Genomic DNA, 25,179 nt, shown 5'->3' on the forward strand with positions numbered 1-25,179 from the left:
AAGGGGCTCCCGGTCCTCGGCCCGCTCAGGGGCAGGACCCGATCACGTAGTAGTTGGGCGCCGTCTGCTTCAGCGTCGTGCTGATGTAGATGTTCCACAGGCCCATGCTGTCGTTGGAGCCATTGGCATAGGTCAGGCCCCACAGCGCATAGGCGCGGCCCGCCATCGTGTGGGCGTAGTTGGACGCGGTGAAGCAGGTGCCCGGTGTGCCGGGATCGCTGGCGCCCGACACCTTGTCGACCATCGCCTTGATCGCCGCGGCCTGCGTGCCGGCCTTCTGCGCGAAGTTCGAGCCGTACCAGCCGATCCAGTCCCAGCATCCATTCGGATTGGGCAGCAGGCCGCTGGCGGCGGTGGAGCGCGCGGTGTTGTCGACCTGGGTCTGCGGGAACAGCACGACGATGCGGTTGGTGTCGGCCCAGCGCGCGTAGCCGGTGTTCTTCACGAAGCGGTCGCCGATGGTGGCGTAGTTCTGCTGGCAGCCATGCAGCGCCACATGCAGCTTGCAGACCTGGCCGGCGGCGCAGTCGGCCGGCACGTAGGCCCAGCCGGTCGAGGCCATGCCGGGATTGGCGCCGAAGGCGGTCTGGTCGAACTCGATGAAGCGCGACGCCGGCGGACTGTCGTTGCGCGGATTGAGCGCGCCGTAGAAGTGCGTCAGCACCGCCTTCGCGCCGTCGTAGCCGCAGTTGGCGATGTAGGGCGACGCGCTGGTGCCGCAGCTGTTGTTGCCGGACGCGTCGAAGTCGGTCGGCAGCACGTGGGCCGTGCCGGTCTGCTGGAAGTACTGCAGGTTGGCCGCCGTGACGCCGTTGTTCTGGTACTGCGTGTACACGGCGTTCACCGGATTGGGGCCGACGGTCGCGTCGCTGGTGCCGACGAACAGGAAGACCTTCTGCGCGGCCACGTTGGACTTCGCGTCGATGGCGGTGCCGCTCCAGTTGTTGAGGTCGGCCTGCATCGTACTCAGCATCGACGCGGAGATCGTCGCGTTGTACATGCAGCTGGTGTAGCTGCTGTGGCCGGCGCACATGTAGGGCCCGGCCGCGAACACGCCGACGCCCTTGAACGTCGATGAATACGCGTATCCCAGCTGATTGGCCATGAAACCGCCGGACGACAGGCCGGACACGGTGATGCGGCTCTTGTCGATGTTGAGCGACGGCAGCGGCGCGGCGGCCTGGGCGGCGCCCGCCAGCGCGAGCGCGGCCGCGGCCAGCAGGCGGAGGGAGCACGCGCGGACAACGGAAGACTTCATCGGAAACCTCCAGGGGTTCGAACGACCTTCAACGCTTGTTCCGGATCGGGATGGCCATCTCTTCTGGCTTGATCTCGCGGACCAGTTCCGGCACGCCCCAGGCGAAGGCGGGGTCGACCTTGATCTTGAAGTGGTACATCGACTGCATCGCCTGATGGTCCTCGGGCCTGAAGGTCATGCGGCCCTTGGGGGTCTCGAAGCTCAGGCCCTCCATGGCCTGGATGAGCTTGCTGGTGGCGGTGTCGCCGCCGGTCTTCTTGAGCGCCTCGACGATCGCGATCGCCGCGCTCATGCCGCCGGCGGTGAAGAAGTCGGGCGGCGTCTTGAACTGCTTGTAGTGGTTGGAGACCAGCCACTCGTTGACCGGGTTCTTCGGGATGCCGAAGTAGTAGTAGGTCGCGCCTTCCATGCCGGGCAGGGCCTTGTAGGCGGCCATCGCGGGCAGGATGTTGCCGCCGGTGGCGATCTCGATGCCATGGCGCCTGAGGTCGAGGTCGGCGATCTTGAACGGGTTCCCCGCGCCGGCCCAGATGATGAAGATCACCTTGCGGCCGGGCTGGTCCTTGAGCTTGTCGATGAGCCGCTGCGCGCCGGCGGTGAAATCGGTGGTGGTCGTCGGCAGGTACTCCTCATGGACGACCTTCGCCTTCCTGATGGCGTCCTTGAAGGCCTTCACGCCGTCGCGGCCGAATGCGTAGTCCTGCGCCAGCGTGGCGATGACGGTGCCCGGCTTGTCGAGCGCGACCGCGTTGGAGATCGCGTCCTGCGAGCTGTTGCGGCCGGTGCGGAAGATGTATTTGTTCCACTTGTCGCCGGTGATCGAATCGGCGACGGCCGGCTCGACCAGCAGGATCTTCCTGTACTCCTCGGCCACCGGCAGCAGCGCGAGCGCCACGCCCGATGACGACGGCCCGACCGCGATGTCCGCCTTGTCGTCGCCGTACGCGGTGGCCAGCAGGCTCTTGCCGACGTCGGGCTTGCCCTGGTCGTCCTTCTCGATCACGACCAGCTTGCGGCCCGCCACCGTCATCGTGCCGCCGGTCGCGTAGTCCAGGCCCATCAGCAGGCCGCTCTGCGTCTGCCGGCCATAGGCCTCCAGCGGGCCGGTGCGGCTGTAGACATGGGCGATGCGGATCTCCTTGCCCTGCGCCAGCGCGGGGGCGCCGGCGCCGAACGCGGCGGAGAGCGCCAGCGCCGCGCCGGCCGCGGCGCGGAAGAAACCATGGGTCATGGGTCGTGTCTCCTGTCGTGGACGGACCGGTCGCGCGCCGGTCTCGGGCAGGGGCTTCGCAAGGCCCGTGCCGTCCGGGAGAACCCGGAGAAAGGACGCCGCCCGGGCCGGAAACGGCAACGCCGCTGTCCGGCTTCCAGACAGCGGCGTGCAAAGGCGGCCGGCGCGTTGTCCGGAATCCAGTCAATGTCTGGAGTCCGGACAGCAAGGCCCCGATCAGGTGCGGAAGGTCGCGACCTGATCGTTGAGCAGGCGGGCCTGCTGCTGCAGCGACTCGGCGGCGGCGGCGGTCTGCTCGACCAGCGCGGCGTTCTGCTGGGTCATGTCGTCCAGGTGCGCCACCGCCTGGTTGATCTGCGCCAGGCCATCGGACTGGCCGGCGCTGGACTGGCTGATCTCGGCGACGGTGCCGCTGACCTGCTGCACGGACTGCAGGATCTGCCCCATCGCCTCGCCGGCGCGGCCGACCTGCGCGCTGCCCGCGTCGACGCGCGAGACCGAGTCGCTGATCAGCGCCTTGATCTCCTTGGCCGCGTTGGCACTGCGCTGCGCGAGCGCGCGCACCTCGCTGGCGACGACCGCGAAGCCGCGGCCCTGCTCGCCGGCGCGGGCGGCCTCGACCGCCGCGTTCAGCGCCAGGATGTTGGTCTGGAAGGCCACGCCATCGATGACCGAGATGATGTCGGCGATCTTGCGGCTGGCGCCGGCGATGCCGTCCATGGTCTGCACCACTTCACCCATCACGTCGGCGCCGAGCCGGGCCCGGTCCGCCGCGCCGATGGCGAGCTGGTTGGTCTGGTGCGCGGCCTGCGCGGAATGCGTGACCTGCTGCGTCAGCTCCTGCATCGACGCGGCCGTCTGCTGCAGGCTGGACGCCGCCTGCTCGCTGCGCTGCGACAGATCCTGGCTCCCCATCGCGACCTCGCGCGACGCATGCTGGATCGAGTCGGTCGCGTCACGGATCGCGCGCACCAGCTCGCTGAGCCGCCCCTGCATCGCGGACACCTGCGTCAGCACCTCGCCGATCTCATCGCCGCCGGCACCCTGCCCGCCCACCACCTGCGCGCGCAGATCACCGTTGGCGACCGCCTCGACCACCTCGCGCATCTGGGCCAGACGGCGCTTCAACCCGCGCGCGAACCACTCGACCGCGAGCAGCGCACCGATGCCCACGGCAATCACCAGCCCCAGCGCAACCGCGCCATCGCGCCGCGCGATCGCCGAGACATCGTCGATGTAGACGCCCGATCCGATCACCCAGCCCCACGGCTTGAAGCCCGCGACATAGGAACGCTTGGGTTCCGGATCCTTGGCGCCCGGCTTGGGCCAGAGGTAGTCGACAAAACCGCTGCCGCTCGCCTTGACCGTGTCGACGAAGGCGACGAACAGCGCCAGGCCATTCGGATCCTTGTTGCCGGACAGGTCCTTGTCCACGAGCTCCGGCTTGATCGGATGCATGACCATCTTCGGCGTCATGTCGTTGATCCACAGATACTCGTTGCCCGAATACCGGATCTTTCCAATCTCGGCAGCAGCCTGCTTCTTGGCCTCGGCCTCGGTCAAGCCCCCCGAGCCGACACGGTCGAAGTAGCGCTTGACGATCTGCTCCGCATTCTTCACCTGCTCGACCGTCGTGATCATCTTCACGTCCAGCAGACTGGCCGCCGAACGATGACTCAACCACATCACCAGCACCACGAAACCCACCACCGCCGCCAGCACCGCCACCCGCAGCTTGGTCGCGAGCGTCCATGCACGGCCATGGGCGGACCGCCCCAAGGCAGCTTGCGGCGCGGCGGCCGGGCGCGCGGCGGAATAGACATCGCCGGCGGTCGAGGTGAGCGTATTCATGGTGTCTCCTGCGCGGGCCGGTCCATTCCGGCCCATCATGGTGTCGGTCCCTGACCACCAATATGCGCACGCACCCCACAACCCGGCAAGCCCCCCGAACCCTCGATGTGACCCATGAATACAGGCCAGTCGTGACGATGTGACGCAGGAGCCGCCCGCCGTATGGCCACCTCGGTGTCAGCCCGAAGTCAATTCAGGGTACTTCGCCAGCTTCTCGTACAGCGTCGCGCGAGAGATCGCCAACAACCTCGCGGCAGCGACACGGTTGCCGTTGGTGCGCAGCAGCGCCTGGGCAATCGCACTGCGCTCAAGCTCGGCCTTGCGGGCAGGGAGCGTGGGAGTGGAAGGCAATACCAATGCCGGCGGGAGAGCAGGGACACGCCGAGAGGGCCGGAGCCCCTCCTCGCTCCCACGCCTGCGCCCGCTCGGCAGGTCGCTCGGAGGGGCTCCGGCCCTCTCGGCGTCAGCGGCACTTGGGGGGATCATCGGGTGCCCGTCGTTTGCGTCGGGAGGAGCGATGTCGAAATGATGCGGCGCGAGCTCGTCGTCATCCGTCATCAGGAAGGCCTGCTCCAGCGTGTTGCGCAGCTCGCGCACGTTGCCCGGCCAGCGGCAGCTGCCAAGCACATGCAACGCGGCCGGCGTCAGCGTCTTTGGCGGCAAGCCGCCTCGGCGCGCGATGTCCTCGAGCAACACCTCGACCAGCGCCTCGATGTCCTCGCGCCGCTCGCGCAGCGCGGGCAGCCGGATCGGCAGCACGTGAAGACGGTAGAAGAGATCCGCGCGGAACTCGCCGCGCTCGACCATCGCCGCCAGGTCACGGCTCGTGGCCGCGATCACGCGCACATCCACCTTCAGCACCTCGTTGCTGCCCAGCGGCTCCAGCTCCTGTTCCTGCAGCACGCGCAGCAGCTTGGCCTGCAGCGCCAGCGGCATGTCACCGATCTCGTCGAGGAACAAGGTGCCCCCGTCCGCCAACCTGAACTTGCCGTCACGGCCCTTGCGCTCCGCACCGGTGTAGGCGCCCGGCGCCACGCCGAAGAACTCCGCCTCGAGCAGCGTCTCCGGCACGGCGGCAATGTTCACCGAAACCAGCGGCCGCGCCGCCCGCCGCGAGGCCGCATGGATCGCATGCGCGAGCAGCTCCTTGCCGGTGCCGGTCTCGCCCAGCAGCAGCACCGTCGCATCGGTCTGCGCGACGCGGCGGGCCTGGCGCTTGACCTCCACCGCCGCCGGACTGTTGCCGACGAAGTCGAGGATCCGGTGCTTGGCGCGTCGATTGCGCGTCTGCTCAGCGGCCAGCTGGCGGCGCGTCTCGTCGAGCTCCGCCTGCAGGCACGCGAACTTGTTCATCAACGGCTGCATCGTCGTCTCGGGATGATCCAGCAGCACCATGCCCATCGCGCCGATGACGTCGCCGCCCGGGCCGCGCAAGGGCAGCCGGCTGACCAGGAAGGTGCCCGCCTTGTTGGTGAGCAGATCCACCAGGATGGGCTGGCCGGTGTCGATGACCTGCGCCATCAGCGTGTTGGGAACGACCTCCTCGACGCGGCGGCCGACGAACTCGGACTCGTCCCGAAAACCCAGCGCCGGGAGGAAGCGCTTGTAGCCCTCGCTGATCCAGACGACGCGATGCTCGCGGTTCACGACCATCGCGCCCTGCGCCGTGCTGGCGAGCACGTCGAACATCGACTGCGCCGCCAGCCGCAGCACGGCCTCGGCATCCTGCGGAATGTCGTTCATGTCTCGTCTCCTGAGCCATCGCGGCGGGGAACCCGCGCGCCGTCCGGGTCGGCATGCCGCCTCGGATCTGATCCGGCCCAATGTAGCAGCCGGACCGGTGTGCGAGCGCCGTCTCCATGACGCCGCCGCCCTGGGGATTCCCTGGGGCGGCCGTCACGCCGCGGCGGCCCTGATCCGGCTATAAACCGCCGACACCAACGACGCCGGCCCCGCGGGCCACGAGGAGAGACGCATGCACAAGACTTCCACGGCCCGCCGCCGCCTGCTCGCGAGCGGCGCCGCCCTGCTCGCCACCGCCGCCGCCGCGCCCGCCGCCTTCGCGGAATCGGCGTGGCCGAGCCGGCCGGTGACCCTCATCGTGCCCTTCCCCGCCGGCGGCGGCACCGACGCCTTCGCCCGCCCGCTGACCGCGGTGCTGACGAAACAGACGGGCAAGCAGTTCATCATCGACAACAAGGGCGGCGCCGGCGGGACGGTCGGCGCGACGATGGCCTCCAAGGCCGCGCCCGACGGCTACACCTTCTTCATGGGCGCGGTGCACCACGCGATCGCGCCGGCGATGTACCCCAAGCTCGACTACCGGCTCGAGGAGGACTTCATCCCCGTGGGCCTGGTGTCCAGCGTGCCGCAGGTGATCGTGATCAATCCGTCCAAGGTGCCGGTCACCGACGTGAAGGGGCTGCTGGAGCTGATGCGGCGCAACCCCGGCAAGCTGAACTACGGCTCGGCCGGCAACGGCACCTCGCACCACCTGGCGGGCGAGCTGTTCAAGCTGCAGACCCAGACCTTCATCACGCACATCCCCTATCGCGGCGCCGGCCCCGCGCTGCAGGACCTGATGGCGGGCCAGGTGGAAGTGATGTTCGACGGCCTGGGCTCGTCCGCCTCGCACATCCGCGGCGGCCGCATCAAGGCGCTGGCGGTGGCCTCGGCCAAGCGCGCGCCGGGATTCCCGGACATTCCCAGCGCCGTCGAGGCCGGCATCCCGCAGTACCAGGTCGCGACCTGGTACGGGCTGTGGGCGCCCAAGGGCACGCCCAAGGAGGTGATCGCGGCGATGCAGGCGGAACTGCGCAAGGCCTTCGCGACCGAGGAGCTCAAGACGCTGTGGACCGGCCTGGGCACCGAGATGCCCAACCTGTACGGCGACGCCTTCGGCAAGTTCGTGCATGGCGAGGTGCTGCGCTGGGCCGAGGTGGTCAAGCGCAGCGGTGCGAAACTGGACTGATCGCTTCGACCCGACGCCCATGACCCCGACTCCGAACGTCCACACGAACGCCAATCTCTTCGCCGCGCTGCGGGCGAACTTCGCCGACGACCTCGACGCCTGCGCGATCGAGCTGGCCGACGGCCCCGATGCCGGCCGCGGCTACAGCTGGCGCGACCTGGATCGCGCCACCGCGATGATCGCCAACCTGCTGGCCTCGCTGGACCTGCCGGCCGGCAGCCGCATCGCGGTGCAGACCGAGAAGAGCGTGGAGGCGCTGCTGCTGTACCTGGCCGTGCTGCGCGCGGGCTACGTCTACCTGCCGCTGAACACGGCCTACCAGGCGGCCGAGCTCGAGTACTTCATCGGCAACGCGGAACCGGCCGTGGTGGTGTGCGCCGGCCGGCACTTCGGCTGGGTGAGCAAGCTGGCCTTCCAGGCCGGCGTGCCGTGGGTGTTCACGCTGAACGAGGACCGGAGCGGCACGCTGCTGGATCGCGCGGTGCAGATGCCCGACACGCATCAGGCCGCGGTGAAGGCACCCGGCGACCTGGCCGCGATCCTCTACACCAGCGGCACCACCGGACGCAGCAAGGGCGCGATGCTGAGCCACGGCAACCTGCTGTCCAACGCCGAGGTGCTCAAGCACTACTGGGGCTGGTCGGCCGACGACGTGCTGATCCACGCGCTGCCGATCTTCCACGTCCACGGCCTGTTCGTCGCGTCGCACGGGGCGCTGCTGGCCGGCGCGAAGATGCTGTGGTTCAACCGCTTCGATCCGCGCGCCGTGATCGCGCGGCTGCCCGACGCGACGCTGTTCATGGGCGTGCCGACGCTGTACGTCCGGCTGCTGGAGCAGGCGACGCTGACGCGGGACCAGTGCGCGCGGATGCGGCTGTTCATCAGCGGTTCCGCGCCGCTGCTGATCGAGACCTTCAACGCGTGGCGCCGCCGCACCGGCCACACCATCCTCGAGCGCTACGGCATGAGCGAGACCATCATGCTGACCTCCAACCCGTACAAGGCGGAGGACGGCGAGCGCCGCGGCGGCACGGTCGGGTTCCCGCTGCCGGGCGTGGGCGTGCGCATCGTCGGCGACGACGGCGCGCCCTGCCCCAGCACCGGCGACGGCGAGATCGGCCACATCCAGGTGAGTGGGCCCAACGTGTTCGCCGGCTACTGGCGCATGCCGGAGAAGACGAAGGAGGAGTTCAGCGCCGATGGCTGGTTCAAGACCGGCGACGTGGGCCGCCGCGACGAGCGCGGCTACGTGACCATCGTGGGCCGCAGCAAGGACCTGATCATCACCGGCGGCTACAACGTGTACCCGGCGGAGATCGAGGGCTGGCTCAACGAGCTGCCCGGCGTGGCCGAGTCGGCGGTGATCGGCGTGCCGCACCCCGACTTCGGCGAGGGCGTGATCGCCGTGGTGGTGCCACGGGCGGGCGCCGCGCTGGACGGCGCCACGCTGGTCGCGGCGTTGAAGGACCGCATCGCCGGCTTCAAGGTGCCGAAGCAGGTCTTCGTCGAGCCCGAGCTGCCGCGCAATGCCATGGGCAAGGTGCAGAAGAACCTGCTGCGCGAGCGGCACGGGACCCTTTTCGGCTGACGGGTGTCCGCCTAGAACAGGAAGCAGGTCAGGAGCAGCTGAGGCCAGTACATGGCAGCGTCCGGGAAGAGTGGATGGGCCCGGTCAGTGCCCCGCCCCGCGCCGGGGTTCTGAGCGGCTACAGTGGCGGGATCGCCACTACGCCCCGTCCGCCGTGACCGCGCCCATGACTCCCGAGCCGGCCGACAACACCGCCTGCCCGCGCTGCGGCGGCGGTTTCCATTGCGGCGTCAGCGAGGGCTGGTGCGCCTGCTTCGGCATGCGGCTCGGCGAGGACCTCCAGCGCGAGCTCGCCGCGCGCTGGCCCGGCCAGTGCCTGTGCCTGCGCTGCCTGGCGGAACTGGCCCGCGACGATCCCGGCAGCCATGTGCCGGAGCGCCCGAACAGCCCGCCCCGCCCGCCGCTGATGGACGCTTGAACGCGCGCACCGTCCAGCCACAATCCTGCGGATGCCGCCATCGTCCGTCTTCAGCCAGTCCTTCGCGGAGCGCCTGAAGGTCCGCCGCCTGCTGGTCTATGGGCCGTTCCTGGCGCTGGGACTGGTGCTGGTGGTGCTGTGGGCGCTGGTGCTGTGGTTCGCGCTGGTCTATCCGCGCTCGCTGGTGCAGGACTTGCAGGAGGACCTGCATGGCATCGCGCTCAACGCCTCGCAGGACACCGAGCAGCTGATGCGCGAGACCGAAGGCAGCCTGCGCACGCTGGACCTGCTGCTGCTGACGCGCAAGAACGAGCGCCAGGACCTGGACGCGACGGTGTCGCTGCTGGTGGACTCGCTGCGCGACAACTCCCGCGGCCTGACCGACCTGATGCTGGCCAGCGCCGACGGCCGGCTGTGGCGCATCCCGTCGGTGACGGGCGAGCCCTACATCGACCTGGGCCGCAAGAGCTTCCTGTCCGAGCTCGGCCGGCCCGGCGGTCCCAGCATCGTCATCGGCAGCCCGCTGCGGCTGCGGCCGGGGGCCCATCTCGTCGTGCCGATGGCCACGCGGCTGAGCGCGCCGGCCGGGCCGTTCACCGCGACGGTGGGCTTCATCGATGTCGACGCGCTGCTGCGCCTCTACCGGGCCCGGACGGTGCGCGCCGGCATGGCGATCCTGCTCGAGCGCGACGACGGCATCGCGATGGCGCGCTGGCCCGAGGTGGCCGGCCTGGTCGGCAGCAACCTGCGCGCGCTGCCCGGCGGCGCCCAGGTGCCGCCCGATCCGCCGGCGAGCGGCGAGTTCGTCGTCGCGAGCAGTCCCGCCGACGGGCTCGAGCGCATCGTGTCGTACCGCGTGCTGCAGGACTATCCGATGCGGCTGTACGTGTCCTTCGAGCGCGACCGCATCCTGGGCGGCTACCTGCAGCAGCGGCGCGCGGTGCTGGGGTTCTCGGTGCTGGTGAGCGCGATCGCGCTCGGGCTGACGGCCTGGTTCACGCGGCTGCACCAGCGCGACCGGCGGCGCGAGGTCGAGCGCCAGGTCCTGGAGCAGGAGACGCGCCGCGAGCGCGAACGCCACCAGGCGGTGATGAGCGCGATGGCGCAGAGCGTGAACGTGCTGATGCTGGCCCTGGACACCGACGAGCGGGTGCTGTTCTGCAACAAGGCCTTCGAGCGCCGCTTCGATCTTCCGGACCGGTCCTGGCAGGGACGCCACGCCTCGGAGCTGTTCGACCGCCTCTATCCGGCGGTGCGGCCGCTGATCCAGCGCGCCTTCGCCGGCGAGACCAGCGTCGTGGAGATGCGTGACGACGAAGGCATCAGCCGTCCGATGCCGCTGGATGGCGACGACCGCGGCGAGTCGCGCTACGTGGAGCTGACCTACGCGCCGCTGGTGGCCGAGGACGGCGCGATCATCGGCGCCTACGGCGTCGCGCGCGACGTCACCGACGCGAAGCAGGAGCAGCTGCGGCTGCTGCGCGCGTCCACCACCGATCCGCTGACCGAGCTGCTGAACCGCGCCGGCTTCGCGTCGGAGGCCGGCGCCGCGGTGCGCCGCGCCAGCGAGCGCGACGAGCTGGTCGCGCTGCTCTACCTGGACCTCGACCGCTTCAAGCCGGTCAACGACGAGCACGGCCACCCGGTCGGCGACGCGCTGTTGCAGGCGGTGGCGGGGCGGCTGCGGCACGCGCTGCGGCCGCAGGACCTGGTGGCGCGCGTGGGCGGCGACGAGTTCGCGGTCCTCCTTGCCCACGTCACCCGGCCGGAGGATGCGCAGGTCGTCGCGGACAAGCTGGTGCACGCGCTGACGATGCCGTTCCGGATCGGCGCGCTGGAACTGCACATCGGCACCAGCGTCGGGTTCTGCGTCCGATGGGCGCGCGAGGCCCGGCTCGACGAACTCATCGAGCAGGCCGACGACCAGCTCTACCGCGCCAAGCGCGCCGGCAAGGGCCGCTCCAGCGGCAGCCTCTGCGCGCAGCGGCCCGGCAGGCCGGACGCCGGCCGCTCCTAGACACCCCTAGACACCCCTAGACACCCCTAGGCGCCCCTAGCCGCAGCGGCCGAAGTCGTCCGGATCGCTGCCGCCCAGCGTCGCCGCCGGCGCGCCGGCACCATGCTTGAGCCGCATCAGCGTCATCTGCAGGACCTTCGCGTCGGCGCTGGCGCGGTGGCGCCGCAGGTGCGCCTCCTCGCGCACCTGCTGCTGCACGCCGCTCCAGCGGCGGGCCTCGTCCTCGCTGAGCAGGCGGCGCAGGTCTTCCAGGCGGAAGCGCGGCAGCCGGCCGGCGCTGTCGAACAGCCGGCTCAGCCAGCTGTAGTCATGGCCCCAGCTGTCGGAATAGACCGTCTGCCCGGCCAGGCGGCGATTGAGCTCGTCGGCGATCCACTCGCGCGGACGGCCGTGACGCTGCAGCACCTCGCGCGAGATGCCGTGCAGCGCTTCGGCCTGCTCGTCCCAGTGCTGCCAGTCGGGCGCGGGCTGGATCAAGGAGCAGAACGGCAGGCCGCCCGCCTCGACGAAGCCGATCTCGATCGGGTAGCTGCCGCGGCCGAAGCCGGAGGCCTCCAGATCGAGGATGGTCGGCGCGAGGACCGGGGAAGCGGCGGGCAGTGCGGCAACGGTCATGGCGGCGAGTATGCAAGCGCCGGGCCAGCCGCGGTGGCCACCCCTCCTCAGTTCAGGGGACGGCGGGCGTGGCCGAGGGCGTCGCGCCCGGACCGCCCGGACCGCGCGCGGGGCTGGCGGTGGACGGCGGATCGACCGCGTCGCCGTCGCCGCTGTCGCCGCGATCCCGGTCGCGGCGGCGCTGCAACGCATGCCAGGCGTCCAGGCCGCCGTCCAGCGCCAGCACGCGCGCATGGCCGCGCTGGATCAGCTCGTTGGCGCCCTGGATCGCGGAGACCTCGTTCGGGCAGCTGCAATACAGAACCAGCAGGCGGTCATCGGGCAACTGGGCGGCGTATTCGGGGATACGCGTCAGCGGGATGTTCAGCGCGCCGGGCAGCGTGCGCGGATCGACGGCGCGGCCGGCATCGCTGCGCACGTCGATGAACAGCGGCGCCATGTCCTGCTCGACCAGCGCGGCGGCGTCCTCGGCGCTGATGCGCTCGACCTGGCCCTGCAGCCGCGCCATCTTGCGGCGCCGGCGCCAGCGGTTGCCCACCACCAGCAGCAGCGCCGCGCCGATGGCGGCCAGCGCCATCAGGCCGGCGTTGGAGAGGGTGTCCAGCACGTCCTGGATCTGGTCGCTGAAGACCAGGCCCAGGCCGAGGAAGCACAGCGTCCAGACCAGGCCGGCGATCGCGTCGTAGGCGATGAAGCGCCGCCAGCCCATGCCGAGCGCGCCGGCCATCGGCGCGGCGACGACCGAGATGCCGGGCAGGAACTTGGCCGCCAGCAGCGAGCTGCCGCCCCAGCGCGCGATCAGGCTTTCGCTCTGGCGCACGCAGACGTCGGGCGAGAGCGAGACGCGGCACAGCAGTCTGAGCACGCGGTGGCCGTAGCTGCGGCCGGCGACGTACCAGATGGCGTCGCCCAGCACGTTGGCCAGCACCGCCGCGACGACCAGCGACAGCGCCGAGAGCCGTCCCGCCGCCGCCAGGCCGCCCGCCACCACCAACAGCGGCGCCGCGGGCACCGGCGCGCCGACGCGCGCCGCCAGCGTCACGAGGAAGACGAGCACGAAGTCGTGTTGGATCAGCAGGTCGATCAGGGCGCGCATGGGGGCCATTGTCGCGGCAGCCCGTGACACCCACCGGCGGTGGGGCGATTCCCGGCGTCAGTCCGACAGCCGGGGCCGCGGGCCGGGACGCACGACGAAGGCGTACTGGACGTACTTGGTCTCCTCGAGCTGCCGGGCGAACAGGCGGTAGACCAGGCGCCGCGGGATGGAGCGGGTGTACCACTGCTCGTTGATGCCCTGGACACTGAGCACCTCGTAGCCGCATTCCTCGAACATCCGCAGCGCGCTGGTGCGGGTGAAGAAGCGCAGGTGGGTGCGGTCGCGGACGCCACTGGCCTCGTAGCGGAAATCGCGGTGGCGCACCAGCGGCCAGAGAGTGTCCAGATGCAGCAGGTTGGGCAGCGAGACCACGACGATGCCGCCGGAGGCCAGCAGCGGCGCGGCCTGGTGCAGCGCCGCCCAGGGATCGGGCATGTGCTCGAGCACGTCGTTGAAGACGATGACGTCGAAGTGGCCGGGGGGCAGCGGCAGGCGGTCGCCGAAATAGCCCTGCATCACCCGGTCCAGGAGCCGGCCGGCGCGCTCGGCGGCGCCAGGGTCGGGCTCGATGCCCCAGACCTCGGTGCCGGGGCGCGCGGCCTTGACGGCCTCGCCGAAGGCGCCGGTGTTGCAGCCGACGTCCAGCAGCCGGCGGCATTCCCGGGGGAGGAAGGCGAGCATCTCGCGGCGGGCGAGATGGGGATAGTCGATGCGGACCAGGGGACTGACAGCCGGCATGGGGAGACCTCCTCCGCCACGGCCATCAGGCTCCGTGGGCGGTCTGGGAGCATAGTCACCCGGAAGGACCGGGCGGAAGCCTCCGCATCCGGGACAGGGAAATCCCGTTCGCCCCCCTGCCAGCCGGGTCGGGCCCCGGCGGCGCGCCTCGGAGCTTCGGAGCTTCGAAGCCCCGGAGGCCCCGGGCCACAGAACCTAAGAACCTAAGAACCTAAGAACCTAAGAACCTCGGGGGCCTCAGGGCCTCAGAACGAGGTCCAGTCGTCGTCGCCGGCCGTCGCGAGCGCGGGTTCCGCCTTCGGCGCGGGGGCCGGCGAGGGACGCACGACGCGCAGGGCGGGAGCGGGTGCCGGGCGGCGCGCCGGCGCGGCGGAACTCGACACCACGCGGACCGCCGGGGCGGCCAGGGGGCGCGGCGCGGCGGCGGACGGGCCGTGCGCCGCGGGAGCGCCCTTGGAGAAGGACGCTGCGGGGGCCGGCGAACTGGAGGCCGCCGGACGCGCGGCGGGGGCTTGCGCGCTCGCGCTGGTGCGGAACACCGCGACGGCGCCCACCATGTCGCCGGCCTGGCGCTTGAGGCTGTCGGCCGCGGCGGCGCTTTCCTCGACCAGCGCGGCGTTCTGCTGGGTGGCGCGGTCCATCTGGGTGATGGCCTCGCCGACCTGGGAGACGCCGGCGCTCTGCTCGGTGCTGGCGGCGCTGATCTCGCCGACGATGTCGGAGACGCGCTTGATCGCGCCGACCACGTCGGTCATGGTGGCGCCGGCCTGGTCGACGAGCTGGCTGCCCTGCTCGACGCGGGCGACGCTCTCGCCGATGAGGGCCTTGATCTCCTTGGCGGCGCCGGCCGAGCGGCTGGCGAGGCTGCGGACCTCGGAGGCCACGACGGCGAAGCCGCGGCCCTGCTCGCCGGCGCGGGCGGCCTCGACGGCGGCGTTGAGGGCCAGGATGTTGGTCTGGAAGGCGATGCCGTCGATCACGCCGATGATGTCGGCGATGCGGCGGCTGCTGTCGTTGATGCCGCGCATGGTCTCGACGACCTGGCTCACCACCTCGCCGCCGCGCACGGCGACGCCGCTGGCGTCGCGCGCCAGTTCATTGGCCTGGCGGGCGTTGTCGGCGTTCTGGCGCACGGTGGCGCTGAGTTCCTCCATCGAGGCGGCGGTCTCCTCGATGGCGGCGGCCTGCTCCTCGGTGCGGGCGGACAGGTCGCGGTTGCCCAGCGCGATCTGGCTGCTGGCCTGGGCGATCTGCTCGGCGGAGCCGCGCACCTGGCCGATCAGCGCGAGCAGTTGCTGCTGCATCTGGCCCATCGACGCGAGCACGCTGTTGGCGGGGGCCTGGCTGGCGCCCTCGACGGCGCTGAGGTCGCCGCCGGCGATGCGGTGGGCGGCGTCGGCGAGCTGGGCGGGTTCGGTGCCGAGCGCCTTCATCAGGCGCCGCACGATCAGCCAGCCGAGCCCGGCGGCCAGCACCGCGGCGGCCACGCCGATCGCGATCAGCCAGGTGAGCTGGCGGCCGTAGGCGGCATGGGATTCCTCGGCCAGCGCGTCACCTTGCGCGCGGGTGTAGTCGACGTATTCGCGAGTTGCCTTGAGCAGTGCGGCGAGCAGCGGGCGGCAGTCGCGGGTCATGGCCTCCATCGCTTCGTCGCGCTTGCCGGCGGCGGCCATGTCGACGATGGCGGCGGCGACCGGTCCGTACTTGGCCTCGATGTCTCCGACGCGGCCGAGGAGCTCGCGTTCGCGCGGGGCGACGCCGGGCGCGGCGGCGGCGGTCTTCAATTCGTTCAGGCTCTTGCCCAGGGCCGCATGAGCCTCGAGCGCCATTGCCTTGGCGGTGTCGACGTCGACCGGCGTCTTGACGACGACCATGTCGCGCACGCCGATCGCGCGGCGGTTGGCGGCGATGCGCAGATCGACGGCGAGTGCCTCGCGGGAATTGATGCCGTCGAGATAGCCCGAGAAGCGCTGGTCCGCGGCGCTGAGCGCCTGCAGGGCGAAGGCGCTGACCCCCGCCACCACGGCGACCAGGAGGGCGAAGGCGAGCATCAGCTGCTTCTTGATCGAGAGTCCGTTCATGTCCTGTCCCTTGAGAGCTGCGCCGCACGGGTGGCGCAAGGAGAAGGAAGCGGCGGGCTGGTGGTCCACGAACCGGCTTCGGATGGACGAAATGCTACTTTTGAAATCTCATGCCGGTTTTGCCGTTTTCACGGACGCGTGATGAAGTCAATGATTCACGGGCCTATCCCCCGCGTTTCGGGGGAGGTGGTTGTGATGGGGGTCACGTTTGGCGGCCATGCCTGGAGGGACGTGGGGTTTCTGCGCTTGGAGAAAGGCGACCCTGTTCGACGCGTCTCATTCGACACGCAGCCAGTGCTGATTGCGGAAGAACGGTCCCAGGTAGCCGCGCACCTCCAGCACCTTGCCGTGGTCGAGCGGCTTCAGCCTCACCCGATAGACCTTGCCGTTGTTGGGATCGAGGATCTCACCGCCTTCCCAAATGCCGTCATCAGCGGCCTTGACGTTGCGCATGATCGTCATGCCCAGCATCGGTTGGTTCTTGCGCGCGTCGGTGCACTTGTCGCACTTCGCGTCCTGCCGCGATGGGTCGAGCAGCTTCTCCATCCTGCCGCTCAGTACGCCTCCCGCGTCGCCGATGCGCACATGAGACAGCGGCTGCTTCGTCTCCTCGTCGATCACTTTCCACAACCCTATCGGGGTGGCCTGCGCCAACGCGCCACCGCTGGCCAGCATGAGCGCCAGCGTCAGGACCGTCATTGCGTGCTTGTTCACCATGTCTGCTCTCCAGCGCCTCGCGATCAGGCTGCGGCAAGCCGCAGGTTCTTGCGAATGCCGGCGTCCACCATGCCTGCCGGCGCGAAGGTGCGAAGCAGTTGCAGGCGGCTGGCGCGACCGCCGGCCGTGTATCGCAGCTTCGGGTGGGCCGCGATCGAGGCTTTCAGCACGGTCTCGGCCACGATGCCCGGGTCATCCGCCTCCTCGATCAGCTCGGTCATCCGCTTGCCGACGGTCGCACGGACGTCGCGGTATTCATCGAGCTTGGCGTCGGGTTCGAGCAAGTTCGCGTCGAATTGCGTCCTGGTGTTTGCGGGCTCGATCACCGAGACCCGGATGCCCATCGTTCGCAGCTCGTGGTCGAGTGATTCCGAATAGCCTTCGACCGCGTGCTTGGTCGCGGCATAGAACGCCATGTACGGCATCGGCAGGAAGCCGAAGATCGAGCCGATGTTGATGATGCGACCGCCGCCTTGATGGCGCATGTGAGGCACGACCGCACGGGTCATTCGGGCAATTCCGAAGAAGTTGGTGTCGAAGATCGAGCGGGCCTGCTCCATCGAGCTCTCTTCCGCTCCGGCGGGGGCAGTGCTGAACCCCGCGTTGTTCACGAGCAGGTCGATGCGTCCCTCTCTGCGCAGCATCTCCGCGACAACAGTCTCGACGGACTCGTCGCTGGTCACGTCCAGGGACAGCATCTCGAACGATCGCTGGTCCACGCCGGCCCCACGCCGGCTGGTACCGTAGACCTTGAAGCCTGCCCTCGAGAGCCGCTCGGCGCAGGCTTTGCCGATGCCCGAGGAGGCGCCTGTCACGAGCGCCGTCTTGCCATTCATCTCCATGATGTTTCCTTGCTATGGTGCGAGCGTTAGAAGACTGACGGTCTCCAATTTAGCAGACCATCGGTCTCTTGTGCAAGTCCCTGTTCACGACATTGCCGATGAGCCATCCATCACCGTATCTACGCGCACGCTCTCCCGAACAGAAGGAGGAGCGCCGCCGCCACCTGCTCGACACCGCGAAGTCTCTGCTGCTGGACATGCCGGACGTGCACGACCTGGGCATCAACGAACTGGCGCGGGGCGCGCAGATGACCAAGTCAAACGTCTACCGGTACTTCGAGAGCAGCGAAGCCGTCCTGCTGGATGTCCTGGTCGAGGAGTTCGTCCTGTGGCGCACCGAGCTGCGCACGGCACTGAGCCGAGATCGCAAGCGCGGCGGCGGAACCATCGAGCACATCGCGCGAACGTTCGCGGCCAGCGTGGCGGCGCGCCCGCTGTTGTGCCGACTCACCAGCATCTTTCCCTCGATCCTTGAGCACAACATTTCGGCTGAGCGGATGGTCGCGTTCAAGCATGGTCTGCTGACCGTGCGCAAGGAGACGGCGCTCGACTTTCACGCCTGTGTGCCGTCGATCTCGGCGGCCAGTTTCGAACGCTGCATCCACGTTGCCCTGCCGATGCTCATCGGGCTCTGGCCGCTCAGCCAACCGGCCAAGATCGCGGCCGAAGTGATCGAGCTTCCCGAACTGGCGGCCCTGCGCTACCGCTTTCAGCACGATCTGGAAGAGGGACTGTTGATGCTCTTGCGCAGCCTGCCGAGTGAGCAGGGCATATGACCAAGGTCCAAGGAGAACGGCGCGTCAATGACTAGACTGCCTCCCATTCTTCCTTCGAGGTTCGCATGGGACGTGCCGCCATTCCGGGTCCGCTCGGGACAGAGAGTCGCCAGACGATGTTCGCCCCCGAGGCGGTGCAGCCCGGCATTTCGCTGCTGGCGGAGCCGGCCGTCTGGGACAGCCCCACGCCCCTGCGAGACCGGCTGGAGCGCGCCGACCTGTCCCACCTGCCGGACGCCCTGACGCCGCCCCCGCCGCAGGCCGGCACGCCGGTGGACGGCAAGCGGCGCCTGACGATGGGCGAGATCGCGCTCTGCGAAAAGATCTTCCGCAACTCCGTCGACTACACCACCGTGTGGGTCCACCGCGAGGAGTTCCTCCCCTTCGGACTGCAGCCGGACAACTGCGCGATGACCCCCAACGGGGAGCTCTACTTCAATCCGGGCAAGTTCAAGGAGGACTTCTCCAAGGAGCCGGCCGACCAGCAATGGTGGTTCATGCACGAGATGGTCCACGTCTGGCAGCACCAGCTCGGCTACTGGGTGATGCTGCGCGGCGCGATCCGGATCGGCCTCAGCTACGAGTACGAGTTGAAGAGCGGCAAGAAGCTCGGCGACTACAACATGGAAGCGCAAGGCAACCTGGTCGCCGACTACTTCGCCGTGAAGTATCTGAAGGGCGACCCGAACGTCGTGGCGATGAAGCAGTACGTCAATTCGCTGGCGCTCTATGAAGACGTGCTCTCGGACTTCCTGAAGAACCCGGCCGATCATGCGAACCTTCCTTAAGCAACTCCTGACCCTGGCGCTGTGCTCGATGGTCGGCGCCTGCAGCGCGACCTCCCGCATGGGAGACGCCGAAGTGCAGCTGCGCGACGGACAGCCCTGCTTCTTCCTGTCCGAGAAGGACGTGAAACGCGACCCGGCGGCGAAGCTGCAGGGGATCTCGGTGTCGGACCTGTCGACGCAGCCGGTGGGGGTGGTCTGGTGGGTCATGTACGACGCCGACCCGGCGGTGCCGCAGTCGGCGGCGGCCTGTCACCTGTATGGCGAGGTGCCGCCCGCGGCGAAGTCCAGCGACCTGGGCAAGCTGGAGAACGGCAAGGTCTATTCGGCCTTCCTCAACGTGCGCCCGTCCGACAAGTCGGATCCGACGCGCGGCTACTCGGTGCGGTTCTGCATGGCGGGCGACGGCGCGAACCGGCGCTTCGTGCCCGCGGAGACCTGGCGCAACGGCACCTGCCGCTGAGCGCGAAGCTCCCGAGGGCACTCGCAAGGTGCTTCTTTTAGTGAGCTTGTGCGCGTTGCTGCCCGCATCGGCATGCGCCGTTGGAAATCGGTGCTGACTCGCGATGGGGGGTCTGGGATCCTCCGCCGCCTATGCCCACGTCCCGACTGGCCTCCTTCAGAGGCGTCGCCTTGCTCACGGCGCCCTTGCGCCGCGTGGCCCGGCTCCTTTCCATCGACGTCCGCCTGGAGCGCAAAGGCCGGCGTCTCGGCATTCGCGTAGCAGCTCCTCCGTCCGAGACCCCGCCGCCGGACAACAACGCCCTCGAGGCGCAGAAGTCCACCGGCATCGCCCTCAAGCAACTGCTCGACACGCATCGCCAGACGCGGCGGGTGATGCGCCATCTGGGCTACTTCGAACGCGTGCTGGCGGCCAAGGGCCAGCAGGCACTGACAGAGCTGCCGGTGGACGTGCTCGCCAAGGCGCTGAAGCAGTTCGAGACCCTCGTCATCAACTGGTCCGATCCCCTGCTTGCGACTCTGCGTTCCCAGATGGCGGTGGCGGTCCTGCACCGGTCAGGCGATCCCTTCCATGGCGAGGCGCCCGATCGGCGCTCCGAGTTCCACACGGAGTCGCGCCTGGAAGTGCTGGATGACTCGCCATCCGCGTTCATGGAGTTCGAGCGCGCGTTCCACGGCAAGGATCTGCGCTCCTGAGGGCGCGGGCATTGGCGCCTCACGGCGTCGAGACGCGGTCCAGCAGCGCCTGAGGCGGCGCTCCATCCGGCTGGGCCAGCCAGTTCACGCGGTTGCCGCCGGCGCAGCCCGCGCCGTCCTGGAACGAGGCCAGCACATTGGCCGCCGTGACCACGCCGCGCTGGTAGCAACTGCCCAGGCTGTCCGTGTAGGTCACGGTCTGGCTGCCCTCCTCGCCCACGCGCTGGGTGGGGCCCCCGGTGCTGCTGAAGAGGAGCGCCGACTTGACGGAGAGCGTGTTCTTGAACGCGCTGTGGAACACGTCGCCACCGTTGACCGAGCGGGACACCTCCGTGCGGAAGTCCTGCGCGGCGCTGGCGTCCTGGCGGTTCTTGTCGCCGTCATAGGTGTAGTCCATGTCCAGCGGATAGCTCAACGCCGTCTTGTCGATGAAGCGGCGGCCACTGCCCTCCGTCGTGACGATGGCCGTGCTCGTGGTCCTCTGCGCCAGCGTCTGGCGATAGAGAGCTCCGGCGATCTTGAAGTTCTGCTGATTGCTGAACGTGAGGTCGTGCTGCACGGTCGTGGTCACGCGGCCGTTGGCGGTGTTGACGTAGCCCGTGACCGTATAGCTGTGAGCCGCCGTGACACCGAGCGTGCCGCCAACGCTGCCGTCGGCGGCCGTGGTGATGCCGTTGCTCGTGACGGGGGCCGTCGGCGCGGTGCTCGCCAGCGTGTTGCTGCTGAGGGCGCCGCCGGTCTGACTCGCCGCGGCATCCCGGTAGACCAGCAGGCTGCCGACGACGGCGAAGTGATCCTGCGCGCCCTGCACCGAGATGGCCACCGTGTGTGGCGCGCCATCGCTCAGCGCGCCGGCGAACGGCGTGAGGTCCACGCGCGAGGGCACGAAGGACAGCGTCTCCACGCCTGGCGTGGGCCGCCACAGGCCGGGATCGACGCCGCCGGTATAGACCCGCGGCACCACCGGCGCCAGGCCGGCAGGCTGCCCGTCGATGCGGACCAGCACCTCGCGGAAGCTGCCGCCGCCGCAACTCTGCAGGACCTGGGTCTGGTCGTCGGGCACGCAGGTGTACCAGAACTCGTCGCCCCCCTGGCTCTCCGCCTGAACGTCCAGGTAGAGGCGCACCATGTTCGTGGGCAGTGACACCGTGCGCTGCAGCGCATCGGCCGCGGACTTGAGATTGGCCGGGTCGCCCGTCTGGAGGTCGCCCGCCAGCGGGATCACGAGATCCGCCGCCCGGGTGCTGGCCGCATCGGCCGAGGTGGCCGCCGGATAGAAGACCAGCCGCGCCGACCCCGTCAGCAAGCCGGTGTAGGTGCCGTCGACGACGTTGTCCAGGCGCACATGGCCGCCGGCCGCGGCCGTGAGGGCCTTGGCGTAGTCGGTGACATCGCGCTCGACATGCCAGCTCGGCGCCACGCTGGCCGAGGGCTCCTGCGTGGTGCCGGTGTACAGGTTGATGCCGCCGATGGAGATCAGCGCGGTACGGTCGAACTGGCGGCCGGCGTTGACGGAGAAGTCCGCCTCCAGCACCACCTTGGCCCAGGGACCGGGGCAGGCGCCCGCGCCGGCATAGGCGAAGGGGTGGACGTCGAACCCCTGGAAGGTCATGTTGTCGTACAGCTTGACGGTGCAGGCCGGACTCGTCGGCCGGGGCAGCGGCGCATCGGCGACGACGACGCCGGCAGCACTCGCGGCCGGCGCGAACACCGGCACGGCCACCAGTTCACCCGGCGTCGGGGTGGCGTCGCGGCTTCCGCCGCAGGCGCTGAGCAGGCACAAGGGCGCGCACACGGCGAGTGCGCTCAGGAACCGGCGCTGCCGGGGCGCTGGGAGCGTTCGAAGCGCCGCAAGGGATTGGGTGAAGAGGGACATCGGAGCCAATCAAGGTGAGTGACGAAGGGAGTCGCTCATCAAGCGACCGAAGCGAGGCCGCAAGACTTGTGCCACGCCGGAATGCTCACTGTGCGTTTCTCCAAAAGCCGCGACTCCGCTCCTACGAGGGAGCCTTGGGAGCGCACCATAAGGCGCGACTTCATCCGGCCGTAAATCGCGACTTTCAAAGCCAATGCACGCATAACCTGCGACCGCCCATCTGCGGCGTGTTGCGGTCGCGCCGTGAAGGGGAGTTCAATCGCGAACAAGCGAACGTTGCTGCGGCTATCGAGCAAGGCAGGCTCCTGCAACGGGACATGTTCCGGGAAGCCGAACAGCAACACTCTCGAGTGGTGGAGAAAATGCGTCCGCTCCTCGACGCAGTTAGGGCCGAACTCAACGCCACGCCGCTCGACGAATCCTTCTATCAAGCCGCCGGCCTGGACCAAAAATGGAGCGATGAGCAACTGGACAAGTGGATGGGCCTGCCCGCAACGAACACTGCAACACCTCCGCCCCTTGGGTGAGCGGAAGCAACGCAAGCCTGGTCCGAATCCAGGATAACGGCGTGACTGGCAATGGTCACTTGAAGCGCTCGAGGTACCGCGAGAACACCCAACCCTGCAGCTCGGCCTTCCCGTCCTCACCGGTCCACGCAATCAATGTGAAGTCGCGCTCCTTCTCAATGACCCGAACAACCTGCCCGAACCGCAACTGCCCCACGACGGCGCCACGGGCCTTTGCAGTCGCCATTACCTGCAGACGCTGAGCTCCGACAAAGCGGAAGTCCTTGAGCATGCGGATATCCGGGACTGCATCTCGTCCGGCCTCCTTCATGTTCTTGTTCGCTTCCTGCTTCGATGAAGCCTCGAGCGCCCGTTTCACGTAGACATCCCCCACCGGATTCAGAAGGACTCCGAGTAGCAGGACGACGAGCGGGTAGATGACGAGCAAGAGAACTCGTTGAAGCCGCGGTTCCTTGGCCGCCTCAAGGAGCTCAACGATGTGATTGACCGCGTCCTGGATGGTCCGCTGCCTCGCAACCTCCGCGACCAGTTCTGTGACCGCTTGGTCGCCACGCTCGAGCGCCCCGTCGTCCTCCGTGGAACTCTCGCCTTCGACGCCGGTGAAAGCTTGCCCAAGACCCACGGAGCTCGATGCGTTCGCAATCTTCTCGAGGAACCCTCGCGCTGATGACCGCTCGAAGGAACCTTGGAACGGATGCAGGCTCCTCGCCAGTTCCTCATACGGAGCGCGCCAACGCTTGGCTTGCTCCTCAAGCTGCTTGAACATGCTCTCGCCGGCCAAGTCTTGGAGGAACTTTTGGACTTGGTGCCCAGCTGTCAGTTGGGCCGGATCAAAACCAGTGGCTGATTTAACGAACGCTGCCTTCAAGGCTTCAACGTCGCCGAAGCTGCTGACCATCGAGTCCGCAAGCCGGCGAAAGCTTTCAGCGGCCGATTGCTCCGAGAGGCGAACGGCGTGCAATCCAAGGTCTAGGCCTGTGGTCCTGGCTAGCGACTCTTTGATGTCCTGCATCGGGTCCCGATAGGCGAGCTGCTTCCACCACGACTCAGGAAGGCCGCCGTAGTGCTTTATCCCGGCAGCCTCCACCGCCAACTGCATCGTCCGCGCAACTGGCAACGACGAGCCCATCGCTGCTTCAACGGCGCGCCTGCGCTCAAGCTCAAACGTGGACGGGGTTGTCTTGAGGGTGGGCCTGTCGGTCATGGCTGATTTTCACCTGCGAAGGCCGACGTATTGCCACCGAATGAGGGGCCTCCCAGCCTGCCTCTGAAAGATGCTGGGCTGAAGCACGACGACTTCTGATGCCTGCGCCGCTTGAGATGTTCGACCTGAGCAACGCCAAAGCCATGGACAGATTGCTCCACGAGCAAGAGCTACGGCCGAGCCCCATGGAACGGCAAGGTTCATGAGGAGCATTGCCTCCGCGCCGGCCGTGGCTGACGGCCCCCACGAGACAGTCCGCCCGCACGACTGGCCCTCCGGCAGTTCTCCATATCGGATAAATCACCGATCTTGCCCCTGCGGGCCCGCTCTCCATCGCCGCCTCGCGTTTCCTGCTACGCCCTTGCTACGAAGCGCGCGAAAGCGTCTTCTAAGTCATGCGCGGAATGCTCGTTGCTCAGCATTTATTCCCCGTGCAATCCAGAACTGGAGCACAGCGTCACCCGCGTTCGACCGACGACCAAAGGTGCACCCACGCTGAGTCAGCTGATTCGACAGAGGCACTCTCCGTCAAGTCCATATTGGGCGGCGACGTCGTTGTGGTAATCAGCAAGCCATCGATACTTCTGAGCCACGCGTTCTTGACCCGCTCGAGCATGCGCGTCTTCCACACTGCGGGCATGGTGCGCAAACCATCGCCGGCGCAGGGCCTGGTCTCCCTCGACATGCAATTCGTCCCTTCGTTCGGGAGATGCCGCGAGGTATTGGCTCCTCTCCTCCGCCGTGGCAGGCGTCCACTCAAGGTTTCTCGCGAACGTTGCGATGTAGTCGATGAACCAGAACTCGTGACCTCGACCGTCACGCCCCACTTCTGAGTACCGCCGGAACATGCGCGCAATGGGCTTAATTTCGGGGGCGTAGTGCGTCCGGTCCGGATGGTCACGGAAGTAGCCGTAGAGGTCTTCCGTGAGTGCTATGACGGGGACATTGGCCAGTCCCTCAGTTCGGTATGCCCTCGCGAGCCCTTGACTGACAAGCACGTCATCGCTGCGATACCACCATCCCATATCGAGGCCGCCCCGAAGGAATAGACCTTCGGTCACGCACTCCGCTTGGGCCATGGCTAGGTCGAACACTTCGACCATGAGTGGGTCGAATGTCCCACGAAATTCAGTCGCATCCGATTCCAACGGAACATGAACTATCACAGAGTCGGAAAAGGCCAGAACGGTCTTTCGAGCGCGGGCATGAACCTCGTCCTGCCACTCCTCTCTGCCGCTGAACTCAAACACACGCTGGATTCGCTCTACGTCTTGTGCGATGCGTGCGACGTCATCTGCAGTTTCGGCCGACGCTACGCGGTCGCCAAAGCCTAGGATGTCCAGGAACGCCGTCATGCCCTGGGTAATTTTCTGCTCGATAGCTATCGTGTCCGTCATCTTGCTTACGGGCGGCTTATGGGGCATCGAACA

Annotated in this window: 22 protein-coding genes; 9 read left to right on the forward strand and 13 right to left on the reverse strand. The window is 68.4% G+C overall.

Annotated features, from left to right (window positions below):
• Positions 1-25 precede the first annotated feature (25 nt).
• The 4 genes from ACEN96_RS24655 to ACEN96_RS24670 form a co-directional block, all read right to left on the reverse strand.
• Complete coding sequence (locus tag ACEN96_RS24655; RefSeq protein ID WP_495585656.1) at positions 26-1,258, reverse strand: extracellular catalytic domain type 2 short-chain-length polyhydroxyalkanoate depolymerase; 1,233 nt, start codon at positions 1,256-1,258, stop codon at positions 26-28.
• A 28-nt stretch (positions 1,259-1,286) separates the two neighbouring features.
• Positions 1,287-2,489: a substrate-binding domain-containing protein gene (locus ACEN96_RS24660; RefSeq protein ID WP_495585657.1), complete on the reverse strand. Its 1,203-nt coding sequence runs from the start codon at positions 2,487-2,489 to the stop codon at positions 1,287-1,289.
• Positions 2,490-2,705: 216 nt separating this feature from the next.
• The gene (locus ACEN96_RS24665; protein ID WP_495585658.1) at positions 2,706-4,340 is read right to left on the reverse strand and encodes a methyl-accepting chemotaxis protein; all 1,635 of its coding nucleotides are present in this window, start codon (positions 4,338-4,340) and stop codon (positions 2,706-2,708) included.
• 177 nt (positions 4,341-4,517) lie between these two features.
• The gene (locus tag ACEN96_RS24670; RefSeq protein WP_495585659.1) at positions 4,518-6,083 is read right to left on the reverse strand and encodes a sigma-54 interaction domain-containing protein; all 1,566 of its coding nucleotides are present in this window, start codon (positions 6,081-6,083) and stop codon (positions 4,518-4,520) included.
• 232 nt (positions 6,084-6,315) lie between these two features.
• Here ACEN96_RS24670 and ACEN96_RS24675 point away from each other — a divergent pair, with 232 nt between their 5' ends.
• The 4 genes from ACEN96_RS24675 (at position 6,316) to ACEN96_RS24690 (ending at position 11,334) form a co-directional block, all read left to right on the forward strand.
• Positions 6,316-7,311: a Bug family tripartite tricarboxylate transporter substrate binding protein gene (locus ACEN96_RS24675; protein ID WP_495585660.1), complete on the forward strand. Its 996-nt coding sequence runs from the start codon at positions 6,316-6,318 to the stop codon at positions 7,309-7,311.
• Positions 7,312-7,330: 19 nt separating this feature from the next.
• The gene (locus ACEN96_RS24680) at positions 7,331-8,899 is read left to right on the forward strand and encodes a malonate--CoA ligase (RefSeq protein WP_495585661.1); all 1,569 of its coding nucleotides are present in this window, start codon (positions 7,331-7,333) and stop codon (positions 8,897-8,899) included.
• 166 nt (positions 8,900-9,065) lie between these two features.
• On the forward strand, positions 9,066-9,317 hold the full coding sequence (locus tag ACEN96_RS24685) for a cysteine-rich CWC family protein (protein ID WP_495585662.1): 252 nt from the start codon (positions 9,066-9,068) through the stop codon (positions 9,315-9,317).
• Between the two features lie 31 nt (positions 9,318-9,348).
• Positions 9,349-11,334, forward strand: a complete 1,986-nt coding sequence (locus ACEN96_RS24690; protein WP_495585663.1) for a diguanylate cyclase domain-containing protein — start codon at positions 9,349-9,351, stop codon at positions 11,332-11,334.
• Between the two features lie 36 nt (positions 11,335-11,370).
• Here the strand turns inward: ACEN96_RS24690 and ACEN96_RS24695 are convergent, their stop codons facing one another.
• The 6 genes from ACEN96_RS24695 to ACEN96_RS24720 all read right to left on the reverse strand — a co-directional run bounded on the left by ACEN96_RS24695 (position 11,371) and on the right by ACEN96_RS24720 (position 17,417).
• Entirely contained in the window at positions 11,371-11,949 is a 579-nt protein-coding gene (locus ACEN96_RS24695; protein WP_495585664.1) for a 3'-5' exonuclease, read from the reverse strand.
• A 52-nt stretch (positions 11,950-12,001) separates the two neighbouring features.
• Positions 12,002-13,045, reverse strand: coding sequence for a VTT domain-containing protein (locus tag ACEN96_RS24700; RefSeq protein WP_495585665.1), 1,044 nt, complete (start codon positions 13,043-13,045; stop codon positions 12,002-12,004).
• A gap of 57 nt (positions 13,046-13,102) precedes the next feature.
• The gene (locus ACEN96_RS24705) at positions 13,103-13,783 is read right to left on the reverse strand and encodes a class I SAM-dependent methyltransferase (RefSeq protein WP_495585666.1); all 681 of its coding nucleotides are present in this window, start codon (positions 13,781-13,783) and stop codon (positions 13,103-13,105) included.
• A 245-nt stretch (positions 13,784-14,028) separates the two neighbouring features.
• Positions 14,029-15,864 (reverse strand): methyl-accepting chemotaxis protein, encoded by a 1,836-nt coding sequence (locus ACEN96_RS24710; protein WP_495585667.1) that lies wholly within the window; start codon positions 15,862-15,864, stop codon positions 14,029-14,031.
• Between the two features lie 276 nt (positions 15,865-16,140).
• Entirely contained in the window at positions 16,141-16,581 is a 441-nt protein-coding gene (locus tag ACEN96_RS24715) for a DUF2147 domain-containing protein (protein WP_495585668.1), read from the reverse strand.
• A gap of 23 nt (positions 16,582-16,604) precedes the next feature.
• A complete protein-coding gene (locus ACEN96_RS24720; RefSeq protein ID WP_495588680.1) occupies positions 16,605-17,417 on the reverse strand; it encodes an oxidoreductase in 813 nt (270 codons plus the stop codon).
• A gap of 104 nt (positions 17,418-17,521) precedes the next feature.
• On the opposite strand from ACEN96_RS24720, the gene ACEN96_RS24725 reads away from it, so the two are divergent.
• The 4 genes from ACEN96_RS24725 (at position 17,522) to ACEN96_RS24740 (ending at position 20,142) form a co-directional block, all read left to right on the forward strand.
• On the forward strand, positions 17,522-18,199 hold the full coding sequence (locus tag ACEN96_RS24725; protein WP_495585669.1) for a TetR/AcrR family transcriptional regulator: 678 nt from the start codon (positions 17,522-17,524) through the stop codon (positions 18,197-18,199).
• A 116-nt stretch (positions 18,200-18,315) separates the two neighbouring features.
• Entirely contained in the window at positions 18,316-18,987 is a 672-nt protein-coding gene (locus tag ACEN96_RS24730; protein ID WP_495585670.1) for a Rhs element Vgr protein, read from the forward strand.
• Positions 18,971-19,447, forward strand: a complete 477-nt coding sequence (locus tag ACEN96_RS24735; RefSeq protein ID WP_495585671.1) for a hypothetical protein — start codon at positions 18,971-18,973, stop codon at positions 19,445-19,447. Before ACEN96_RS24730 ends, ACEN96_RS24735 begins: the two co-directional genes overlap by 17 nt.
• 170 nt (positions 19,448-19,617) lie before the next feature.
• Positions 19,618-20,142, forward strand: coding sequence for a hypothetical protein (locus tag ACEN96_RS24740; protein ID WP_495585672.1), 525 nt, complete (start codon positions 19,618-19,620; stop codon positions 20,140-20,142).
• A gap of 19 nt (positions 20,143-20,161) precedes the next feature.
• On the opposite strand, the gene ACEN96_RS24745 is transcribed toward ACEN96_RS24740, so the two are convergent.
• Entirely contained in the window at positions 20,162-21,937 is a 1,776-nt protein-coding gene (locus ACEN96_RS24745; protein ID WP_495585673.1) for a peptide-N4-asparagine amidase, read from the reverse strand.
• 215 nt (positions 21,938-22,152) lie between these two features.
• Between ACEN96_RS24745 and ACEN96_RS24750 the strand changes: the two genes are divergently transcribed.
• Positions 22,153-22,545, forward strand: a complete 393-nt coding sequence (locus ACEN96_RS24750) for a hypothetical protein (protein ID WP_495585674.1) — start codon at positions 22,153-22,155, stop codon at positions 22,543-22,545.
• Between the two features lie 55 nt (positions 22,546-22,600).
• Here the strand turns inward: ACEN96_RS24750 and ACEN96_RS24755 are convergent, their stop codons facing one another.
• Together ACEN96_RS24755 and ACEN96_RS24760 are read right to left on the reverse strand one after the other, a co-directional pair.
• Positions 22,601-23,749: a hypothetical protein gene (locus ACEN96_RS24755; RefSeq protein ID WP_495585675.1), complete on the reverse strand. Its 1,149-nt coding sequence runs from the start codon at positions 23,747-23,749 to the stop codon at positions 22,601-22,603.
• A gap of 500 nt (positions 23,750-24,249) precedes the next feature.
• The gene (locus ACEN96_RS24760; protein ID WP_495585676.1) at positions 24,250-25,173 is read right to left on the reverse strand and encodes a hypothetical protein; all 924 of its coding nucleotides are present in this window, start codon (positions 25,171-25,173) and stop codon (positions 24,250-24,252) included.
• Positions 25,174-25,179: the final 6 nt, after the last annotated feature.

Source organism: Roseateles sp. Mitsp63, assembly GCF_059491535.1.